This is a genomic window from Sphaerochaeta sp. (genome assembly GCF_050178175.1).
In the GTDB taxonomy this organism is placed as follows: domain Bacteria; phylum Spirochaetota; class Spirochaetia; order Sphaerochaetales; family Sphaerochaetaceae; genus Sphaerochaeta.
In genome coordinates this window covers 1-18,050 of record NZ_JBFXGH010000040.1, presented here as the reverse complement: position 1 = coordinate 18,050, position 18,050 = coordinate 1, and the positions used below count along the sequence as shown (strand labels likewise).

Here is an 18,050-nt window from a genome sequence, read left to right as displayed (position 1 = left end):
TAATGGCTTAGATTATTTCTCATGGTTCTGACAGGAACAGGATTTGCCCACTGTAGAGAAGATGGCGTGTATGTTGTACCGATTGGATGTTTGAAGCCTTGATACTGAAGTCATTCCCAGCAGAAGAGTAGCTTCCTGAAAGCACATACTCACGTGTTCATACCACCCCCTATTCTTTTACTTCTATTTCCCAGTGGCCATAGCGCTTACCGCCTTTACGTGTAAGCACATTGGCCTGTATCATGCCGGTCATAACGCGCTTAATTGTAGACAGAGAGGTTGCAAGCTGATCAGAAAGCTCACGTTGATTGATTCGGGGGTTCTTTTGTATCAGCGAAAGTATTCTTAGTTCCAAAGTGTCATCATGAGACTTTGGAATTTTAGTAGGACCAACCACAACGGTAGCAGCCTCATGTAGCTGTTTTCAGCATAAATACAATCTTTCTCAATCACCAACTTTGCCACATAGGCATTAGCATGATTCCTATGATCCATGACATGATTACAAGACTTTGGATGTTAATCCGAGGCAATCTAGTTTTGAGATCTGCACCAGAAAACACTTGGGTTATCCAGACCCAGCATGGACTTCACCAGCCTATCTCTTACCTGACGGAACAACCTAATGCTCTTAGTTGAGACCTGAAAAAACCCTCAACCACCAATCGGACGTAGCACAGGAATCGGCTGCCAAGTGATAAAGGGAGTGACCCTTCGCTTGTACCGGCCAAGTTCCTTGTAATGCATTACCTCAAATACATCCTCATCCTTCCTGAATCGTTGGTTTGCACGATGAAACCAAACATATTCAGGTATGATTCCAATATTATCCTGGGCAAGGAGTCTTTTTCTGACAGACTCAGGATTTGTAATCGTAATAGGAAGACCTGCCTCATGGATAGCAAGCAACATACGCAATGTCTCTTCCATTCTCCCCAGCGATTCTCCACTCAATTGGATGACATACCCCTCTTCCCTGTACATTGGGCGGTACACAGAGAGAGAAATGTGTGTGGTATTCCCTCCTCGTTTAATCTCCCATGGGTGTCCTCCCATGGACCGCAAGGGGTGTTTATTGTCAATCCAATCGGCAAATTCCTCCGGGGAGTCTCCATCAATCTTGAGCAGACCCTCATCACGGCCATCAGCAAATTGACGATATAGTTCCCTCCCTGATAGGGAGGCATCTATTACTTCATCGTCCCTCTTGGCTGCAATATATGCAATTTTGCAGTAAGCAAAGTACTCGTTGGCGGTGAATGTTTTCACTTCTGCATCTGCCTGCTTATGGAAATAGAGAGATTCAACAAGGTCCACTATTTTCTTCGTCTTGTCCAAACCAATTGCTTCATCTAGACGATAGGCATCCGGAAAGGCCGATCGAATGACCGCATGAGGAGCAATCCCCTGTCGTAATTCCAGGGGATACTCTCTCTGAATACGCTTATTGGCTGCCACCCAATCCTTTTTGACCAGCTTCAACCAAGCACGGGCAGCATTCAGATAGGTAATCCAAACTTTGGTATCAGGATACTCACCCGGTATCTCCAGAGGCTTGATATCACTACGGTCTTCGAACTCGTAGCCACCCTGCTTGCCACTCATATCAAAGAGAGCGATATGTTTACGATAGGAAACAACTCTGATCAGATGCCAAGAACCATTCTGGTCAGGAAACGGTATCTCCCAGATATGATCAAGAGCGCTTATTGAGTAATGAAATAACTGAATTTCGTCAACAAGACAAAGAATCATATGATCAAGCGTAGCCTTTTCATCCATCGGCAATTACTCCTTTACAGGGAATTTTCATTCTAAGAATGATTCCACCTTCTTGTATAAAGGGTACCCTGTCAACCTTATTTTTATACAAGAACAAAGATTGGTTAATACCATATCCATACAACTCTACTTTCATGGAGCAAGGCCCCTTGGTCTCGTGTATGGATGAAAACACATTTCCAATTTTTCGTCATGGCAGCATACAGGCTTACCCTGCCCAGGGAGCATCACTGTTTCTCAGAGTCTGTCTGCTACTGCTCATATGTGAACAAAAAGGAACTTCCTGGGATGAGAACAACCAGATCATGCTCATCCCGTATGCACCAAGTCTGCAGCCATCCTTGCGGTCATGATACACGTAGGAAGGCCAGCCGGGCTGACCGTCCACTGCCCTGCACGATAGACATCATAGATGGGGGTAAGAACAGCCTTCTTCATATTGAGCATGCCTGCCTCTATGGGAATATCCTGTTCAAATGACCAGCCGACAATAGCGCCTTCACTGCTGTGAATATTTCTCTCAATACTCAGAGGGCTCGCGGTAAACGAGAACATGATATGTTCTTCCAGCTGAGGATAGACCGAAGCAGAAAGCGAGGCAATCATCATCTCCTTGATACGGTTTTCAAACTCCTCATACCAACGGCCTTTTTCAATTCTTCGTGTAAGTTCATAGTCAAAGAGGAAACTGACAATGAGTCCACTCTTTCCCTCTGGGGCTGCACTGCTGTCATTAAGCACAGGGATAGGTATTCAAGCGACAGAATGCAGAGAGCCAGGTATAGAAGGCTTCTCTGTCCAGTTCCTCCCATCCTTCCAGTATAGTAGCAAGCTGACAGTGGTTGAGTTCCCCAAGGCCTTGCTTTGACGGGGTATAGAAGAAATGTCCCTCTGAAATTCCTGCAAAGCACGAAGGAGGCAAGTCCACTGCAAGGAAGAGGGTAAACACCGACTCTGCCCCATGGCTGGAAAGCACCTTCTCCTGCTCTCTGGCAATTCCACTCATCTCCTTCTCGGCAAAACCCTCTAAGGAGACCATCCGGTAGAGATGCTTAAGATCGGCACACCAGATAAGTTTATCGTAGCTGTACTCATTCCCCTTCCCATCGGTGAGCGTCTTACCGAATGCATCCACATGAGTCACCTCAGTCTCCGTCCTCACCTCTGAGCCAAGCGATTCGAGGCGCTCAGTCAAAGCCTTGGGAATACTGCCTACCCCTCCCTTTGGATGGAAGTAATCAGGATAGAGGGAGAAGTAACTCATGGCGAAGAAGGCAGGAGTCTTCTTGAAGAAATATTGGGAGACAATATCGATGAGGGCTTTATCCTCAAGAAGGCCTGAGAGGAACTGCTCCATCGGCATTCGCATGCGCATAATCGCTGCCCCTGTTGCGAGGAAGCGGATAAACCAGAGAGGGAACGTGGTGAGATAGTAGGGAAGATTCCGCTTTGCATCCTTGAAGAATGGACTGTCACTCCCAAAGAGAACCTGCATATACACATCGAACTTGCCGATGACCTTAGCTACATCATCCCTGCTCTCAGGATAGAGCTCCAGGAGAAGATTCTTATATGCTTCCAGGCTACCCTTGGAATTTGCATTGATGATCTTATCCTCAACACCGAGAGAAACATTGCTTGGCAGAAGCGGAAGATCAATCTCCAACTCCTGTAGCATGGGCTTGAGCATGCCGGCATTCTCCAGGGCTCTCACTCCCCATCGAAAAGGAACCCCTCTCGGGTGAAGGAGTTCACCAGCCCTCCAGGTACCTTTCCCTTCTCCAGAAGCAATACCGAGTGCCCCCGCATGGCGAGTGAGGTTGCTGCAGTCAGTCCAGAAATACCTGCACCAACGATGATGATGTCTCTGTGTTCAGCCATCTGGTAATACCTTCAAGGCAAAAATTGCTGAAAGTATAGCAGGGGATAAACAAGCAGGGCATGCAATACTATTTATACTTTTATCTATAAATGTTTATTGTAATAATAAAACAGAAGTGCTATGCTTCACCCGTATGGGAAAAGATGAAGCCTCATCTTTCCCTATTGCCTGCGGTCAGGTTCACTTGGGTGTTCTGAAGCCAAGGTCACAATAGACAGCGCTGTGTATTCTTTACCTGTTTTTCTTGTCAGGTAGAAGAAATAGTGTGTGCAACCTTTCTGCAGGATTTTGGTACTCATGGAGTATCGCTATAATTTCTTGCAAGGAAGGTATAAGGCCATGGAAAGTCGATCAGTTGGTGTTATTGCAATCATTATTAAAGAGCGTGACACCGTTGCCTGCAAAGTCAATGACATATTCACACAATATGGATCAATAATCCTAGGGAGAATTGGGCTACCCTATCGAGAACGAAATCTTAACATAATAACCCTCATAGTTGATGCATCAACCGATCAGATCGGTGCACTTACAGGAAAACTGGGACGTATCGAAGGTGTTACGGTTAAATCAACCCTTGCAAAACTATAAGGAACTTATTATGAACACACATACAACACAAAGCATCAAAGAATGGAAAGAACAACTTATATCCCAAGATGAAATAGACCGGTATCTTGTTGATGGAAAAGATTTCATTGATGAGCAACAAATCCATACAACATTAGAGAAGAATACCAAAACAGATCCTTCACGCATCCGGGAGATTATTGCAAAAGCCTACTCCATTGAGCTCATGTCTGATGATGATGTTGCTGCACTGCTACAAGTATCAGACCCCGACATGAGAAATGAAATAGCTCAGGCTGCAAAGGAAATCAAGAAAAAGGTATACGATAACCGGGTGGTCACATTCGCTCCCCTCTATTGTGGCAGTAAATGTGTCAATCGATGTGCCTATTGTGGATTCAAAAGTGACAATCCATCAGTAATCCGAAAAGTACTGACCATGGATGAAATACGGGAAGAAACCCGCGTTCTTGCCGGTATTATTGGGCATAAGCGATTGATTGTCGTCTTTGGGGAGCATCCTGAAACCGATGCAGATTACATCGCAGAGACCATGAGAACAATCTATGAGGTGAAAGTCCCCGTACGCAGCGGCATGGGAGAAATCAGAAGGGTGAATGTAAATGCCGCCCCATTACCGATTCGTGACCTGAAAAAACTCCAAGAAGCTGGAATAGGCACCTTCCAGGTGTTTCAAGAAACGTATCATCATGAAACCTATCACAAGGTACATCCTGCCGATACGCTGAAAGGGAACTATCGATGGAGACTGTATGCACTTCACAGGGCTATGGATGCAGGAATTGATGATGTAGCCATAGGAGCCCTCTTTGGGCTGTATGATTGGAAATTCGAGGTCATGGGATTGGTTGCACATGCCAGGGATCTTGAGCGCATGTACCACATCGGGCCTCATACGGTCTCTTTCCCCCGGTTGACCCCTGCAGTAGGTACCAACCTTGATCATATCCGTCACCAAGTAAATGATGCCGATTTCGCCCATCTCATTGCTGTCCTTCGTCTTGCGATACCATATGCTGGCATGATTATTACCAATAGAGAGACTCCCCAGATCATGGACTCTGTTATTGATATGTGTACGCAACGCGATGCAGAAAGCAAAATCGGCATTGGAGATTATGCCGATACGTATAGAAAAGACCAGATAGCTGAACGAGAACAGTTTATGCTCAACGATACCAGCAGCTTGGACCAAGTAATCCAGAAGCTAGCCTTACGGAATCATATCACCTCATTTTGTACCGCTGGATACCGTTGTGGGCGCACCGGAGACAAAATCATGGGGCTTCTCAAAAGCGGCAAAGAGGGGTGTTTCTGTAAGCTGAATGCAGTGCTCACGTTCCAGGAATGGCTTGAGGATTTTGCTTCAGAACAGACAAAAAAAATCGGGGAGGCGCTCATCCAGAAAGAAATAGAAGAGATCCGAAAGCGGGTACCCCAAGATTTTCCGCAAGCAACCTTTACGAAATTCTTATCGAACCACGACCAGATAAAACATGGCGTACGGGACCTTTATTTCTAGGCATGGATTGCGCAAGGAACAGTAATGCATAACACACCAAATTCACTCTTGTTGCGTATTGGTATTTGTGGAAGAACCAACACCGGCAAGTCCAGTCTCCTAAACATGATTACGGGACAGAACACCTCCATAACCTCTGCAATACCGGGAACAACCACCGATGTTGTCACCAAGAGGATGGAGCTCTCCCCAATCGGTCCTGTGGTCTTTCTTGATACAGCCGGTATTGATGACCTCTCCCAATTGGGAAAAGAGCGGGTAAGACGGACTATGAAAAAGCTTGGTTCCATCGACATTGCCTTGATTCTTCTTGAGGGCAATGTATGGACCGAGTTTGAAGATGCATTGGTTGCCCATTTCAGGCAGTATCGAATTCCCATGGTTCTTGTGGTAAACAAGGTGGATCTTTGTACGCCATCTTCATCGTTTCTTGCGCAATGCAAAGAGATTTCCAGTCACCTGCTGTGTTGCTCTGCAAAGGGACATGACCGTGAAGGGTTCATCAGCGAGTTCAAACACACACTCATTGCTCTTTGTCCTGATGCATTTCTTCACAGTCCTCCGTTGTTGGGAGATTTGATTCCTTCCCAGCAAGAACACCCACTCGTTGTGTGTATTGTGCCCATCGATCTGGGCGCTCCCAAGGGTCGTTTGATTCTCCCTCAAGTGCAAGCCATCCGCGATGCGCTCGATTACAATGCTTCGGTGGTGGTGGTGAAAGAGAGCAACTATGTTCATTTCCTCTCAACACTCAAAATCCTGCCCGATTTAGTGATATGTGACTCCCAAATAGTCGGCTTCATGATCCAACATACTCCCAAAGAAATCATGTGCACCACGTTCTCTATTTTATTTTCCCGCTTCAAAGGTGATATCGAACAGCTGGCAATCGGGGCTGGTGCCTTGACCAGGCTGAAAGCTAAGGATTCGGTATTGATTGCTGAGGCTTGTACGCATCACCCCTCATCAGATGATATCGGCAGAGTAAAGATTCCCAGATGGATTGCTACCTATTGTGGCCCTGATATTGCAATAACACATTGTGCGGGTAGCGACTATCCCGAGGCGTTGTCCCACTACCAACTCATCATTCACTGTGGGGGCTGTACCCTGAACCGACGTGAGATGCTGTGGAGAATGGAACAGGCAAAACAGGCGGGAGTACCCATCACCAACTATGGGATGGCCATCTCCGTCTTGCACGGGGTGGCAGAGCGCACACTCTCTCCGTTTCCCCATGCACTCTCTGCCTATAAGCAGGCTCAAGAGGAATCCTGTCCATGATACGACAGTGTGTCCATGATGCGTTGGATCGTATCCAATCATCGTTTCCCCGTATAGAAGACCTTGAAACTCTTTTAGGGCTTTGCGACCCTGATGAAATCAGGTATCTACATGCAACATCTTCTTCAGTCCGCAACGAATTTTGCCAAGAACGTGTTGCACTGAGGGCTCTTATTGAAATCTCAAGTTTTTGCCACAACTCTTGCCTGTATTGTGGTCTAAACAGATACAACAGAAAAGCCTCTCGCTATACAATGACAGAAGAAGAACTACTGCAATGTGTGGAATCAGCCGTCAAGCAGGGGATCAGGACTGTAGTGCTGCAATCGGGTGAAGATGGAACTGCTACTGAATCCATTTCTCAGATAATCGCTCTGATAAAACGGACATTCCCTATAGCCGTCACGCTCTCATTGGGTGAACGCTCCTATGATGATTACCATGCATGGAAGCTTGCTGGAGCCGATCGGTATCTGCTGCGTATTGAAAGTACCGATGAGATTCTGTATCGGAACCTGCATACAGACCGCACCCTCTCCAGCAGATTGGATTGCCTTGAGCATCTCCGCACGCTGGGGTACCAAGTAGGCAGCGGTATCATGGTAGGGGTTCCCGGGCAGTCCATCACCACAATTGCCCACGATATCCAGTTTTTCTGTGAGAAACAGTTTGACATGATTGGGATCGGCCCTTTCATCCCTCACCCTCAAACGCCTCTCGCTGAAAGCCCTCCCGGGGATTTGCTGCTCACCCTCAATACCATTGCCGTAACCCGTATTGCCACCAAATATCCTTGGATGCCTGCTACAACTGCCCTCGGTAGCCTAAACAGGGACTATCGCATTGAAGGACTCAAAGCAGGGGCAAACGTAATCATGCCCAATTTCACTTCCCATCATTATAAGGCCCAGTATGCCATATACCCCAACAAACAATCCAAGACAGAGAGCAGGAAGCGTCTGGAGCAACTGGCAACGCGTGTAGGTCTTTCAATAGATTATGGAAGGTGCGACTCCCTGCTCCCCGGATAGAAACAGCACACCTCCACCAGCCCTTGGGTTGATTATGGTCTACTTCCAGCCTATGAGAAATCCAAGAAGCACTTCTCACCACAGAACGATTGTATCTGAGAACCATCACCATCCCTGATATAAAAAATCTTCAAGCGTTTCTGGTAAAGAATAGAACGTTCCTCTCTCCGTGGGAGCCCCTGCATGATGTTTCCTATTACAGCGAAGAGGCAATCCTCCAGAGAATCGAGCAGGAGATCATGCCCATTATGTGTTGTTGGATGAGGAGCAGGAATAGTGCAGGAAAGACACCTCTTGGGTAACCTTCGAAATGCCACTTAATTACAACCTTAAAGGGGTCCTATACCGCACAACAACACAAAAAGCTTCCTGAATCTCACTACAATACATGGCAGGGGTTTCATCTATTTCGTTGCCTGGAGCTTCAACTTGCACGAACATATAATTATGTGTATAGTTGTAGTTGTTTTCATATATATGTCCCAAAAATAAGTATATCTGTCCATAGATAATCATGAAGAGTTCTGTAAGAGCAGGAATAAATACAATGAAAAAGAAGAATGTAATCAACTTGATAAAGTATTATACCGAAAGAAATGACGGAGCTTTCCGTGATGAAGCATATGAGATAGCGGTCGATTTCAACAGGAACAACGATAGTGAACTTGGTGACTATATCATGGCGTTATTATCCGACAAGAATACCTTTGTACCACAAGTACTGAATGGAAAATTGGACTATCTTAGAAAGATTGAATGTCCACCTACTACGCTACCCCTCCCAGAATGTATCAAGGATGAACTGATGGGTATTGTGAATGCCGTCAGCTATGGTGCAGGAGTTAATAAGTTTTTGTTTCAAGGGGCCCCAGGAACCGGGAAAACAGAAAGTGCAAAGCAGCTCGCTCGTATTCTAAACCGACAACTCTTTGTAGTAGATTTTGATTTGCTTGTAGACAGCAAGATGGGACAAACTTCGAAAAATATTGCAGAGCTGTTTGCTGAAATAAACAATATTCCCTATCCAGAACAAATCATTATCCTCTTCGATGAACTGGATTCAATTGCTCTTGATAGAACGAGTGTACGTGATTTACGAGAGATGGGCAGGGCTACATCCGCTGTGTTGAAAGGACTTGACAACCTCAGCAGTCGAATCGTATTGCTGGCAACGACAAATTTGTATGAATCATTTGACAAGGCTCTCATCCGTCGGTTTGACAAGGTTATTGATTTTGCTCGTTACACAAATGCGGACCTAAGGGAAATCGCAGAGACTATTCTTGAGGATCTCTTACAGCAATTCAGGTTCAAAGGAAGAAATGTCCGACTGTTCAGGAAAATCATTGCCCTGATGGACCCTCTTCCCTATCCGGGTGAATTGAAAAATCTCATTAAAACTGCCATAGCATTCAGCAATCCCCATGAGGATTTCGACTATCTTGCACGATTATTCAGACAGGTAAAACCAGGATTTGCAGGCGATTATAAAGAGCTCAAGATGATGGGGTTCTCTGTACGTGATACAGAAATCCTTACAAAAGTTTCGAAGAGCCAAGTATCACGTGAACTGCTGGGAGTTACACAATGAACAAGATCCTGGAACTAAAAGGAACATTCAATCACGCTCCCAACCCGAGCCGTCCAGGACCTGCTACGCTCCCCGCAAGATGTAGCGTCGCTGTCTCAGATACCAAGAGACTGGCTCTGTCTCTTGAAAAGGTGCACCGCTACTGGAAAGAAATGCACAGTCCGTTCAAGCCACTTGTCTCAATCCATTACAAGGATATCGTGGCAAAAAGTAATAGGATGGGTAACATTCTTTCCAATGGATCGCAATCACCCAGCAGGACTATTGTAGGTGCCAAATTTACCGACACTACTCCCCCCAAACACATCTTTACACATTGTGTGAATATTCTCGCCATTGAGCAAGGTTTGGAAAAACTTCTGAAAGTCTCCCAATTACTAGCAGAGAAATTCAACAACACAATCACGGCTGAAGAGATGGATATCCTGAACAATAACAAACAAAGACTCAAGAGAAAACTCTCAAGGGACGAGATTTCCTGGAAAACCCAGAAAGAACGAGCAATAACTGCACAGGGCTTAAGCAAGTCTGCCTTTTGCCAGATTCTAAAAGATGCTTGGTATATTGATTGCTTTAACGTTGAAGAGCGAACTATCTCCATTTCAGAGAGTCAGATCATCACACTTTATGATACTGGTCTGAATCGGGAAGAAATCCTTAGGAATCTTGGATTACAACAGGAAACTATTAGAATCCTGGACGATCTTACCTGGATGGTAACTCCTGAACAGTACCATAAGATTATCAGCAAAGCCCCTTATCTTGTTGCCATGGCAGTCTCCGATTTTGGAAGAATTGATGCACGTTCTCTTGATGGGACAAGAGCCCTTTCATCAGAATTTTCTATCCCGGAACCTACAAATGAACCAGTAATTGGTGTCATCGACACGCTCTTCGACCAATCCGCATATTTCTCTTCATGGGTGGAGTATCACTGTATGATATCCCCTGATCTTATTGAGGATGAAGATTACGCGCACGGAACCGCTGTCTCATCCATCCTTGTCGATGGACCTACCCTCAATGAGCATCTTGATGATGGATGTGGACGTTTTCGTGTGCGACATTTTGGCGTTGCCAAGCATACAGGAAACAGTTCTGCCTTTCTGATGGAAGCAATACGTTCTATCGTAGAAACGAACAGAGATATTAAGGTGTGGAACCTATCCCTCGGATCACCTTTGGAAACCGAACAGAACTTTATCTCTCCTGAGGCAGCACTCCTTGATGAGCTCCAATTCTTGTATGACATCATTTTCGTAGTATCCGGCACAAATAATAGAAATCGTCATATAGATCGTCCAAGAATTGGTTCTCCCGCCGATTCAGTCAACTCGGTCGTGGTCAATGCAGTGACTCTGGCAGGGGATCCTGTGGAATATGCACGCAAGGGACCTGCATTACATTTTTTCAACAAACCGGATGTCGCTGTATTTGGTGGAGACAGCCAAGATGGCATGATCGTCTACTCAAACCGTGGAAGGGTGAAGGAATTGGGCACTTCGTTTGCAGCTCCTTGGATCACCCGCAAACTGGCCTATCTCATACATGTAATGGGATTCCCAAGAGAGATTGCCAAAGCATTACTACTCGATTCTGCCGCAGGCTGGAAGGTCGATTCAAACAACCAGAATCTGATCGGCTTCGGTGTTGTTCCAACCAAGATACAAGATATTTTGACTTCTCCGAATGAAGAAATACGCTTTGTAGTACACGGGGTGGTGGAAGCATATGAGACCTATGCGTACACCATTCCCGTTCCCCTTAGCAAAGGCCAGTTCCCCTATATTGCAAAAGCCACACTTTGTTATTTCCCAAAATGTTCCCGTTCTCAAGGAGTTGACTATACTGATACAGAAATGGACATACATCTGGGAAGATTAAAAAAAGAGGGCAAGATCAAGACAATAAACAATAATGCTCAGGGAGACGACGAAGCCCATTGTCTATTTGAAAAGGAAGTACGGCGGGATTACCGAAAATGGGATACCGTGAAACATTTTCATGAAGAGATAAAGGCCCGAAACCGTCCCAGAATACGACTTAGCGAATCGTCGCCCAATTGGGGTATCAGCATCAAGACCAAGGAACGTTTGGAAACCAAGTCAGGCAAAGGCTTGCATTTCGGTGTGGTAATCACGCTGCATGAAATCACGGGAGTAAACCGAATTGCTGAATTCATGCAGCTTTGTCGTGCAAACAACTGGTTTGTCAATGAAGTTGATATCCATGCCAGGATTGAAATTCATGAAAAAGCTGAAGCAGAAGTGGAATTTGATGAGGATGAAATGTAAGAAGATGCATTCTTACATTAGCCAATCCCTGCCTTGCCCCACATACCGTCAGATCGTCATGGGAACAAGGTCCAGATACTCCTGGAGGGTTCCCCCGTAAACAGGTCTCAATGATACTCCTGCCCAAAGGATCCAACGCTGGGGTGAGAAATTTCTCAAGCTCTTTCTTGAAGAAGGGAGAGAGCATTTGGGCTCCTGCATCAAATCCTTGCGTACCCGTCGGTTTACTTCGGGCAACTCCTTGGGGATATACTTCCCGTCCACCTTCTTCCTATCGAGAGAATATCCGAGAAGCGGACTTCTGGAGGGCTTCAATTGTTGTGACTGGAACTTTGCACTTCCCCGTCTTGAGAGGTACTCTCTTGCTATCCATTGGGGCATGAACCCAACCTTGTAAATCCCAATATGCTGATTGGGTACCAGGAAAGTCAACAATCTGCTTAAGCAGAAGATTGGCCTGGTCAACCATCCTTCCCATAGCGAAAGGCCAGTAGGAACCAACCATCCACAGCATCCTTCACCACCAGCTTTCCACTCGAATTCTGCAAATCCGGATGGCATAATGCCATATCATCAATAACAGGGCGGAGCTCACATGGCTCTTTCAAGGCAAGATAGGTTTTCTCTTTTGTTTCTGTGTGGGTACTGAGAAGGATCTTTCCATCCATCTCACGGTGGATTTTCTCGATCATCTCGCCCTTGCCTCCACCACTGGCCCCCCTTCATGCATGATGGTGATGATATTGTCGTAGGGAGTAATAACCCTGACGCTGGAACCGTGGGCGGTAACCCAACCTTCCTTCTCCCCATTTCGTGTACCCACAATCGCAACATCGATGACTTCCTTGATTGTCTGCTTGAAGTACTCACTCGCACTTTCAGACAAACTGGTACGGATATGCTTCAATAATTCCACTCCTTGGCCACTCTCTGCCAGCTTCTGTCCAACCTGGCTTAGGAAGCCCTTGGGCCCAATGATTATCAAATCCTAAAGCATCGTTGTTTTTATCTGTTTCGGGCCACGACTCATGTAATTGATTTCAAAGGTACTCACTGCTTCGCTTGTTTGCGCTTCCATTTGCCCCTTTGTCATTACCAGGCCTTCTCCTTGCTTTATATGCGGATTGAGTAGAGACAACCCCTATGTTTGTCAATATTCCCTGATTCTTGGTGTACGTTCTATAGAACTTGTCCATTATAATCAATGTGGCCGACACTCGTAGTATCCCCGTATGGTACTCTGGAGACGAAGCGAATACTGGCATGAATACAATACAGAACATAAGGGAAACGATAATTTTCCGCATGATGCAACCTACTCTGACGCTACTATACTTTTACCACAGATATGTTGGAGTCAGATCTTAAATGACGAATGAACAAACATAAAATCCGATGGTGTCATCATCCGAGGGCGGTCTATCCCAGACTCAAGGAAGTCTTTATCTCCTGTCAGAATGATATCCACGTCAGAGACTATCGTACTACGCAATATAGGTCTGTCCATCATATCGCGTATCAACTTTTCCTCTTTTACAGGTCTTTCAGGAGTATCAACTATCTGCAAACTTCATCATCTTTCGTCCACATAGAATTTTACTTCCAATGCATGTTTCTTATCTTTGACTGAGAAACGCTTCCCTTGCGTGATACCCGCATAAAGGGGTATCTGTTATATACCGGCATGTATATGCATTTTTTTTTAATTTCTTAATTTATGCCGATAGTATGCTATACTATTACTGGGGAGGATCTTATGCGGTATTATTCAGTCGCAGAAATTGCTCAAAAATGGTCCATGAGCGAACGAGGGGTGAGGAATTATTGTGCTCAAGGCAGAATTGAGGGAGCATTCCTGAAAGGGAAAACCTGGATGATTCCTGATGGAGCTACCAAGCCTGAAAAAGAAACGACATCGCAGAGAACTTCCTCTTCTCTGTTGGCTCGCCTGAAGGAAGAGAAACACTCCAGGAGGAAGGGAGGTATTTACCAGAAACTCCAGATAGAAATGACCTATAATTCAAACCACATGGAAGGAAGCCAGCTCACCCATGAACAAACCCGGTATATCTATGAAACCAATACCATCGGCCTTGAGAATACCATCTTGCAAGTCGACGATATTGTGGAAACAGTGAACCATTTTCGTTGCATTGACCTGATGATTGATCGAGCAACATTCACGCTTAGTGAGGCGTTTATCAAACAACTGCATGCCACCTTGAAGACAGGTACCAGTGATAGCCGAAAGGATTGGATTGGCATAGGAGCATACAAAAAACTCCCCAATGAGGTTGGAGGTCTTGAAACAGTGCCTCCTGAGCAGGTTGTAGAACAGATGCAAGCTTTGCTTGCCTCCTATCACTCAATCGAGGAGAAGACACTTGAAGATATCCTTGACTTCCATGTTCACTTTGAGCTTATCCATCCATTCCAAGATGGTAATGGACGGGTCGGAAGATTGATTATGTTCAAGGAGTGCCTCCGTTCCAATATTGTACCCTTTATCATAACCGATGATATGAAGCTCTATTATTATAGGGGTCTCAGTGAATGGAAGAGGGAAAAGGGATTCCTTCGCGATACATGCCTCGCTGCGCAGGATACGTTTAGGCAGTACTTGGACTACTTCAGGATTCCCTATGATACGAAATCCTGATATAGGGAAGGCTGGGTTTCCCTGATGTTTTCCATCTTCCCAGAGTCCTTCTCCATGGCCGAGAGAAGTTTCTCCGCTTCGTCGGGGGTAAGTTTCCCCTCACTGAGCATATGCAATATTCTTAGTCTTTCTTCACTCATTTTTCTTCTCCTAGATAATGTGAATCTCTATATCTTTGTCTTTCGATCGAAATGCAAGTTCTGTTCCAATGGCGGCACTCAGCAGTGAAGGCAGCGCATTGATCAAGGGGAAGTAAGAGCGAGCCTGCCTCGCTGTCCCTGGAATAAGCAGAAGAATGAAATAAGCAACCGCACCAAGTATGAGGACAGGAACAAACAGCAAGTAGATGAGTCCCAAGGGAAACCAGAATCTATGGGGTCTTTTCTCCCCCTGTACCCTGCAATCTAAAAGCATTGGTAGCATTATTCCATCAGTGCATCACTGGCGGAAATCTCTCACACCAATTCTACAAATGCGACATCAAGCAGTTTCCTCTCTGATACACTGCCATGCCTATCCTTGGTTACCTTGAGCAGTTCCTGCCACCCCTGGGGGCCTACCGGAATGATCATGATACCCTCAGGAGCAAGCTGATCAAGCAGTGATTTGGGGATGTCTTTTGGTGCTGCAGTTACCATGATCCGGTCAAACGGGGCATGCTCAGGCCAGCCAAGGTTGCCATCGGCCACTCGGTAGTGGATGTTCCTATATCCTAAAGAACTTAGCCTCTCTTCTGCTTTCTTGCTGAGTTCGCCGATTCGTTCAACGGTATACACTTCCCCAGAAAACTCAGCAAGGAAAGCACTCTGATAGCCACTGCCCGTTCCGATCTCCAATACTGTATGGGTTTTGTCCAGTTCAAGCTGCTCGGTCATATAGGCAACCAAGCTTGGTTGGCTGATGGTCTGTCCGTACCCGATGGGAAGTGGATGGTCAAGGGAAGAGAGGGCTTTGTAGGGTTCATCCACAAAGCGGGAACGGTCCAGAGAGGAAAAGAACTGCAAGAGCTTCTCATCCATATACACAAGCATACCACCTGAGTAAGACAATGATAAGAGACGAAAGAGTCAGAGGGTCTCCAGAATATTTGGATTGAGGAAGTATCCTGTCTTTGGGCCGGTCTCTCCAGAGGGTACCAACAATCTTTCAAGGAGAAGTTGCTGAATATCTCTTGAGGCTGCAGCGGGAGAGCATTTGTTCATTTTTGCCCATTTATCGGTTGAAAGCTTACCCTCAAACGATCCATCGGCAAGCTTGAACAACATCGACAACTGCCGTGAGTTATAGATGGATGGATCCAGGTTTTTCATAAACCGTGTAAGCTTTACACTCCTCTCATAGGCATGTAGTGCTTCCAGTTTCGCCTTGATTGCTATTTCAATATTCCATAGGAGCCAGTTGGTACAATCCAGCGATTCTGCCTGTGAGCTGAACTCCCGCAAGAGGCGGTAATAGTCATCTCGATTCTTCAGGATTAAGGATGACATACTGTATACCATGTAGGTCTCATGAAAACCTTTTGAGAGTACATACTCTGCAATCGCCCTGGAGATTCTTCCATTTCCATCCCCAAAGGGATGAATGCAAAGAAACCATAAGGATGCAATGGCACTTTTTATGAGTGGCTTTATCTCATTCTCCTCATGAATGAATGCAATGAGCTGTTCCATCTCTCTTGGAATCTTCTCAAAGGGAAGTCCCTCGTACACAAGTTCTTCCTTCCTCCCATTTCCTTTGCTGATGTATACGGGACCGCTTCGGTATTCACCAATATGCCTTGGCTTAATCCCAGCCATCTGGGAGAAGAGAAGGGAGTGCCACCATTGTATCCTGTCCGTAGAGAGCGCATCCAGATTTCCTGTTGCATCAAGGACAAGCATTGAAATACTTTCGGCATATCGGTCACTTTTCGCCTTTTTCTCGAGATGAATATCAAGATGCTTGCATATAGAGGAATATACGGAATCGTAGGAGATGGATACTCCTTCAATCTCCAGACTGGAAAGTATCTCATCGGTAAGGGCTTGCGCATGCATCCTGTCTCTCATATCTGGATCGATCATTGCAAACACAATATCAGTTGCTTTTTTCTGCTATATATACGCTTCGTATTGCCCTTTAACCTGTTCTTCATCATAGGTAAATGACGGCCATTCAAGGTTATTCCAGATATAAGCCATTGTTCTGCCCCTACTCAATGTTCGTACATGAACCATAAATAGTCCATCATTCTTGATGGGGTAAACGGATTTCTCTGCTATTCTTTTCACTTTTGAGGAAGTAGACCGTTACTTCCTCATTTCTGAAAGGGTATCACCAAGTACACGAAAGGTCCCCATTTTCCAAAAGCAGTAGAACTATATATACCCATTGAACGGCTTCTTGTGTTCAATCAGAACCATATGGAGTGTAGGGTATATCAGTTGGAAAAGTTTCTTATATATGAGAAACATTTGCAAATATTGATACATTATTCTCTCATAAGAGAAACCAATGAGAAAAATGAATAGTTTTTTCTTTTTAGAGAAATAAGTCAATATTTTATAATATTTTTTTCTCATATCAGAAAAAATTATTGTTATATTGTTTGCTATGTAGTATACTGAATTCATGAAAATCCACGAAAGAATATTAATACCAAGAAAGAGATACTTACAGGAGTTGATCTCATGGCGCAACAAGCAATTGATCAAGGTCATTACCGGGGTGAGGCGCTGTGGGAAGTCAACGCTTTTTGAGTTATATATCAACTATCTTAAACAAGAGGGTATAGCAGATACCCAAATCATATCAATCAACCTTGAGGATATAGAGCACGAACAACTTCTTGAGTATCATGCATTATACAACTATATCAAGGATTTGTTGCAAAATGACATGTATACGTATGTGTTCATTGATGAAATTCAACAATGTCCAGGTTTTGAGAAAGCCGTGGACAGCCTATACATCAAAAAGAACATCGACCTGTATATCACAGGATCCAATGCTAATCTTCTATCTGGGGAATTGGCGACACTGCTTTCAGGTAGGTATATTGAAATACAAATGCTTCCTTTATCCTTCAGTGAATATCTTGATTCCCCCTCTGCAGAAGAAGAAACGCGTATAACAGCCTTCTCCCATTATATGAAATATGGGTCTTTTCCCTACATCCCAATGCTGGAGAGAAACAATACAGTTGTCAGGACGTATATTCAGGGGATCTACAACACTATACTTGTAAAAGATGTGGCAAAGCGAAAAGGCATCACCGATATTTCACTTCTGGAACAAATCATCAAGGTATTAGGAAGTTGCATAGGTAGTCCTATTTCCACAAAAAAAATCTGTGATACCATTCAGTCCAATGGAAGGAAAATATCTGTCAATACTGTAGATAGCTATCTTCAGGCATTAACAGAAAGAGATCGG

19 protein-coding genes and 2 pseudogenes are annotated in these 18,050 nt (G+C 45.0%); 8 read left to right on the top strand and 13 right to left on the bottom strand.

Features of this window, described 5'->3' with window-relative positions; translation table 11 throughout:
* Positions 1-169: 169 nt before the first annotated feature.
* The 5 genes from AB7S66_RS06325 to AB7S66_RS06305 all read right to left on the bottom strand — a co-directional run bounded on the left by AB7S66_RS06325 (position 170) and on the right by AB7S66_RS06305 (position 3,663).
* Positions 170-397 (bottom strand): winged helix-turn-helix domain-containing protein, encoded by a 228-nt coding sequence (locus AB7S66_RS06325; protein WP_428518610.1) that lies wholly within the window; start codon positions 395-397, stop codon positions 170-172.
* Between the two features lie 257 nt (positions 398-654).
* A complete protein-coding gene (locus tag AB7S66_RS06320) occupies positions 655-1,782 on the bottom strand; it encodes a hypothetical protein (protein WP_428518609.1) in 1,128 nt (375 codons plus the stop codon).
* 309 nt (positions 1,783-2,091) lie between these two features.
* Positions 2,092-2,523 carry a hypothetical protein gene (locus tag AB7S66_RS06315; protein WP_428518608.1) on the bottom strand — a complete coding sequence of 144 codons (432 nt, stop codon included), beginning with the start codon at positions 2,521-2,523 and terminating at the stop codon, positions 2,092-2,094.
* On the bottom strand, positions 2,516-3,472 hold the full coding sequence (locus AB7S66_RS06310) for an FAD-dependent oxidoreductase (RefSeq protein WP_428518607.1): 957 nt from the start codon (positions 3,470-3,472) through the stop codon (positions 2,516-2,518). The genes AB7S66_RS06315 and AB7S66_RS06310 overlap by 8 nt, the downstream gene beginning before the upstream one ends.
* 20 nt (positions 3,473-3,492) lie before the next feature.
* Positions 3,493-3,663, bottom strand: a complete 171-nt coding sequence (locus AB7S66_RS06305) for an FAD-dependent oxidoreductase (protein ID WP_428518606.1) — start codon at positions 3,661-3,663, stop codon at positions 3,493-3,495.
* 340 nt (positions 3,664-4,003) lie between these two features.
* Here AB7S66_RS06305 and AB7S66_RS06300 point away from each other — a divergent pair, with 340 nt between their 5' ends.
* The 6 genes from AB7S66_RS06300 to AB7S66_RS06275 all read left to right on the top strand — a co-directional run bounded on the left by AB7S66_RS06300 (position 4,004) and on the right by AB7S66_RS06275 (position 11,977).
* On the top strand, positions 4,004-4,255 hold the full coding sequence (locus AB7S66_RS06300; RefSeq protein WP_428518605.1) for a TM1266 family iron-only hydrogenase system putative regulator: 252 nt from the start codon (positions 4,004-4,006) through the stop codon (positions 4,253-4,255).
* A 10-nt stretch (positions 4,256-4,265) separates the two neighbouring features.
* Complete coding sequence (gene hydG / locus AB7S66_RS06295) at positions 4,266-5,777, top strand: [FeFe] hydrogenase H-cluster radical SAM maturase HydG (RefSeq protein ID WP_428518604.1); 1,512 nt, start codon at positions 4,266-4,268, stop codon at positions 5,775-5,777.
* A gap of 24 nt (positions 5,778-5,801) precedes the next feature.
* Positions 5,802-7,061, top strand: a complete 1,260-nt coding sequence (hydF, locus tag AB7S66_RS06290) for a [FeFe] hydrogenase H-cluster maturation GTPase HydF (RefSeq protein ID WP_428518603.1) — start codon at positions 5,802-5,804, stop codon at positions 7,059-7,061.
* Complete coding sequence (gene hydE, locus AB7S66_RS06285) at positions 7,058-8,092, top strand: [FeFe] hydrogenase H-cluster radical SAM maturase HydE (protein ID WP_428518602.1); 1,035 nt, start codon at positions 7,058-7,060, stop codon at positions 8,090-8,092. The genes hydF and hydE overlap by 4 nt, the downstream gene beginning before the upstream one ends.
* Positions 8,093-8,639: 547 nt before the next feature.
* On the top strand, positions 8,640-9,683 hold the full coding sequence (locus AB7S66_RS06280) for an AAA family ATPase (protein WP_428518601.1): 1,044 nt from the start codon (positions 8,640-8,642) through the stop codon (positions 9,681-9,683).
* Positions 9,680-11,977, top strand: coding sequence for a S8 family peptidase (locus tag AB7S66_RS06275; protein ID WP_428518600.1), 2,298 nt, complete (start codon positions 9,680-9,682; stop codon positions 11,975-11,977). The genes AB7S66_RS06280 and AB7S66_RS06275 overlap by 4 nt, the downstream gene beginning before the upstream one ends.
* On the opposite strand, the pseudogene AB7S66_RS06270 reads toward AB7S66_RS06275, so the two are convergent.
* From AB7S66_RS06270 to AB7S66_RS06255, 4 genes and pseudogenes are all read right to left on the bottom strand, one after another.
* Positions 11,895-12,419 (bottom strand): annotated as a pseudogene (locus AB7S66_RS06270) (DUF4914 family protein); the annotation flags it as partial. The gene AB7S66_RS06275 and the pseudogene AB7S66_RS06270 sit on opposite strands and share 83 nt — an antisense overlap.
* A 19-nt stretch (positions 12,420-12,438) precedes the next feature.
* Positions 12,439-12,669 carry a DUF4914 family protein gene (locus AB7S66_RS06265; RefSeq protein WP_428518599.1) on the bottom strand — a complete coding sequence of 77 codons (231 nt, stop codon included), beginning with the start codon at positions 12,667-12,669 and terminating at the stop codon, positions 12,439-12,441.
* A complete protein-coding gene (locus AB7S66_RS06260) occupies positions 12,666-12,800 on the bottom strand; it encodes a DUF4914 family protein (protein WP_428518611.1) in 135 nt (44 codons plus the stop codon). Before AB7S66_RS06260 ends, AB7S66_RS06265 begins: the two co-directional genes overlap by 4 nt.
* 9 nt (positions 12,801-12,809) lie before the next feature.
* Positions 12,810-13,055 (bottom strand): annotated as a pseudogene (locus AB7S66_RS06255) (Na-translocating system protein MpsC family protein); the annotation flags it as partial.
* Between the two features lie 678 nt (positions 13,056-13,733).
* Between AB7S66_RS06255 and AB7S66_RS06250 the strand changes: the two are divergent.
* Entirely contained in the window at positions 13,734-14,636 is a 903-nt protein-coding gene (locus AB7S66_RS06250; RefSeq protein WP_428518598.1) for a Fic family protein, read from the top strand.
* On the opposite strand, the gene AB7S66_RS06245 is transcribed toward AB7S66_RS06250, so the two are convergent.
* The 4 genes from AB7S66_RS06245 to AB7S66_RS06230 form a co-directional block, all read right to left on the bottom strand.
* Positions 14,618-14,776 (bottom strand): SHOCT-like domain-containing protein, encoded by a 159-nt coding sequence (locus tag AB7S66_RS06245; RefSeq protein WP_428518597.1) that lies wholly within the window; start codon positions 14,774-14,776, stop codon positions 14,618-14,620. The two genes, AB7S66_RS06250 and AB7S66_RS06245, sit on opposite strands and share 19 nt — an antisense overlap.
* Before the next feature lie 10 nt (positions 14,777-14,786).
* The gene (locus AB7S66_RS06240) at positions 14,787-14,993 is read right to left on the bottom strand and encodes a hypothetical protein (protein WP_428518596.1); all 207 of its coding nucleotides are present in this window, start codon (positions 14,991-14,993) and stop codon (positions 14,787-14,789) included.
* Between the two features lie 98 nt (positions 14,994-15,091).
* Positions 15,092-15,655, bottom strand: coding sequence for a protein-L-isoaspartate(D-aspartate) O-methyltransferase (locus AB7S66_RS06235; protein ID WP_428518595.1), 564 nt, complete (start codon positions 15,653-15,655; stop codon positions 15,092-15,094).
* Positions 15,656-15,703: 48 nt separating this feature from the next.
* A complete protein-coding gene (locus tag AB7S66_RS06230; protein WP_428518594.1) occupies positions 15,704-16,699 on the bottom strand; it encodes a Fic family protein in 996 nt (331 codons plus the stop codon).
* Positions 16,700-17,246: 547 nt separating this feature from the next.
* Here AB7S66_RS06230 and AB7S66_RS06225 point away from each other — a divergent pair.
* Positions 17,247-18,050, top strand: an 804-nt coding sequence (locus AB7S66_RS06225; protein ID WP_428518593.1) for an ATP-binding protein, incomplete at its 3' end; no start/stop codon positions are given.

Coding starts and splice junctions, on each gene's coding strand:
- AB7S66_RS06320 (WP_428518609.1), bottom strand. CDS start 1,782: ATGGATGAAAAGGCTACGCTTGATCATATGATTCTTTGTCTTGTTGAC.
- AB7S66_RS06310 (WP_428518607.1), bottom strand. CDS start 3,472: ATGCTCAAGCCCATGCTACAGGAGTTGGAGATTGATCTTCCGCTTCTG.
- AB7S66_RS06305 (WP_428518606.1), bottom strand. CDS start 3,663: ATGGCTGAACACAGAGACATCATCATCGTTGGTGCAGGTATTTCTGGA.
- AB7S66_RS06300 (WP_428518605.1), top strand. CDS start 4,004: ATGGAAAGTCGATCAGTTGGTGTTATTGCAATCATTATTAAAGAGCGT.
- hydG (WP_428518604.1), top strand. CDS start 4,266: ATGAACACACATACAACACAAAGCATCAAAGAATGGAAAGAACAACTT.
- hydF (WP_428518603.1), top strand. CDS start 5,802: ATGCATAACACACCAAATTCACTCTTGTTGCGTATTGGTATTTGTGGA.
- hydE (WP_428518602.1), top strand. CDS start 7,058: ATGATACGACAGTGTGTCCATGATGCGTTGGATCGTATCCAATCATCG.
- AB7S66_RS06280 (WP_428518601.1), top strand. CDS start 8,640: ATGAAAAAGAAGAATGTAATCAACTTGATAAAGTATTATACCGAAAGA.
- AB7S66_RS06275 (WP_428518600.1), top strand. CDS start 9,680: ATGAACAAGATCCTGGAACTAAAAGGAACATTCAATCACGCTCCCAAC.
- AB7S66_RS06265 (WP_428518599.1), bottom strand. CDS start 12,669: ATGATCGAGAAAATCCACCGTGAGATGGATGGAAAGATCCTTCTCAGT.
- AB7S66_RS06250 (WP_428518598.1), top strand. CDS start 13,734: ATGCGGTATTATTCAGTCGCAGAAATTGCTCAAAAATGGTCCATGAGC.
- AB7S66_RS06245 (WP_428518597.1), bottom strand. CDS start 14,776: ATGAGTGAAGAAAGACTAAGAATATTGCATATGCTCAGTGAGGGGAAA.
- AB7S66_RS06235 (WP_428518595.1), bottom strand. CDS start 15,655: ATGGATGAGAAGCTCTTGCAGTTCTTTTCCTCTCTGGACCGTTCCCGC.
- AB7S66_RS06230 (WP_428518594.1), bottom strand. CDS start 16,699: ATGATCGATCCAGATATGAGAGACAGGATGCATGCGCAAGCCCTTACC.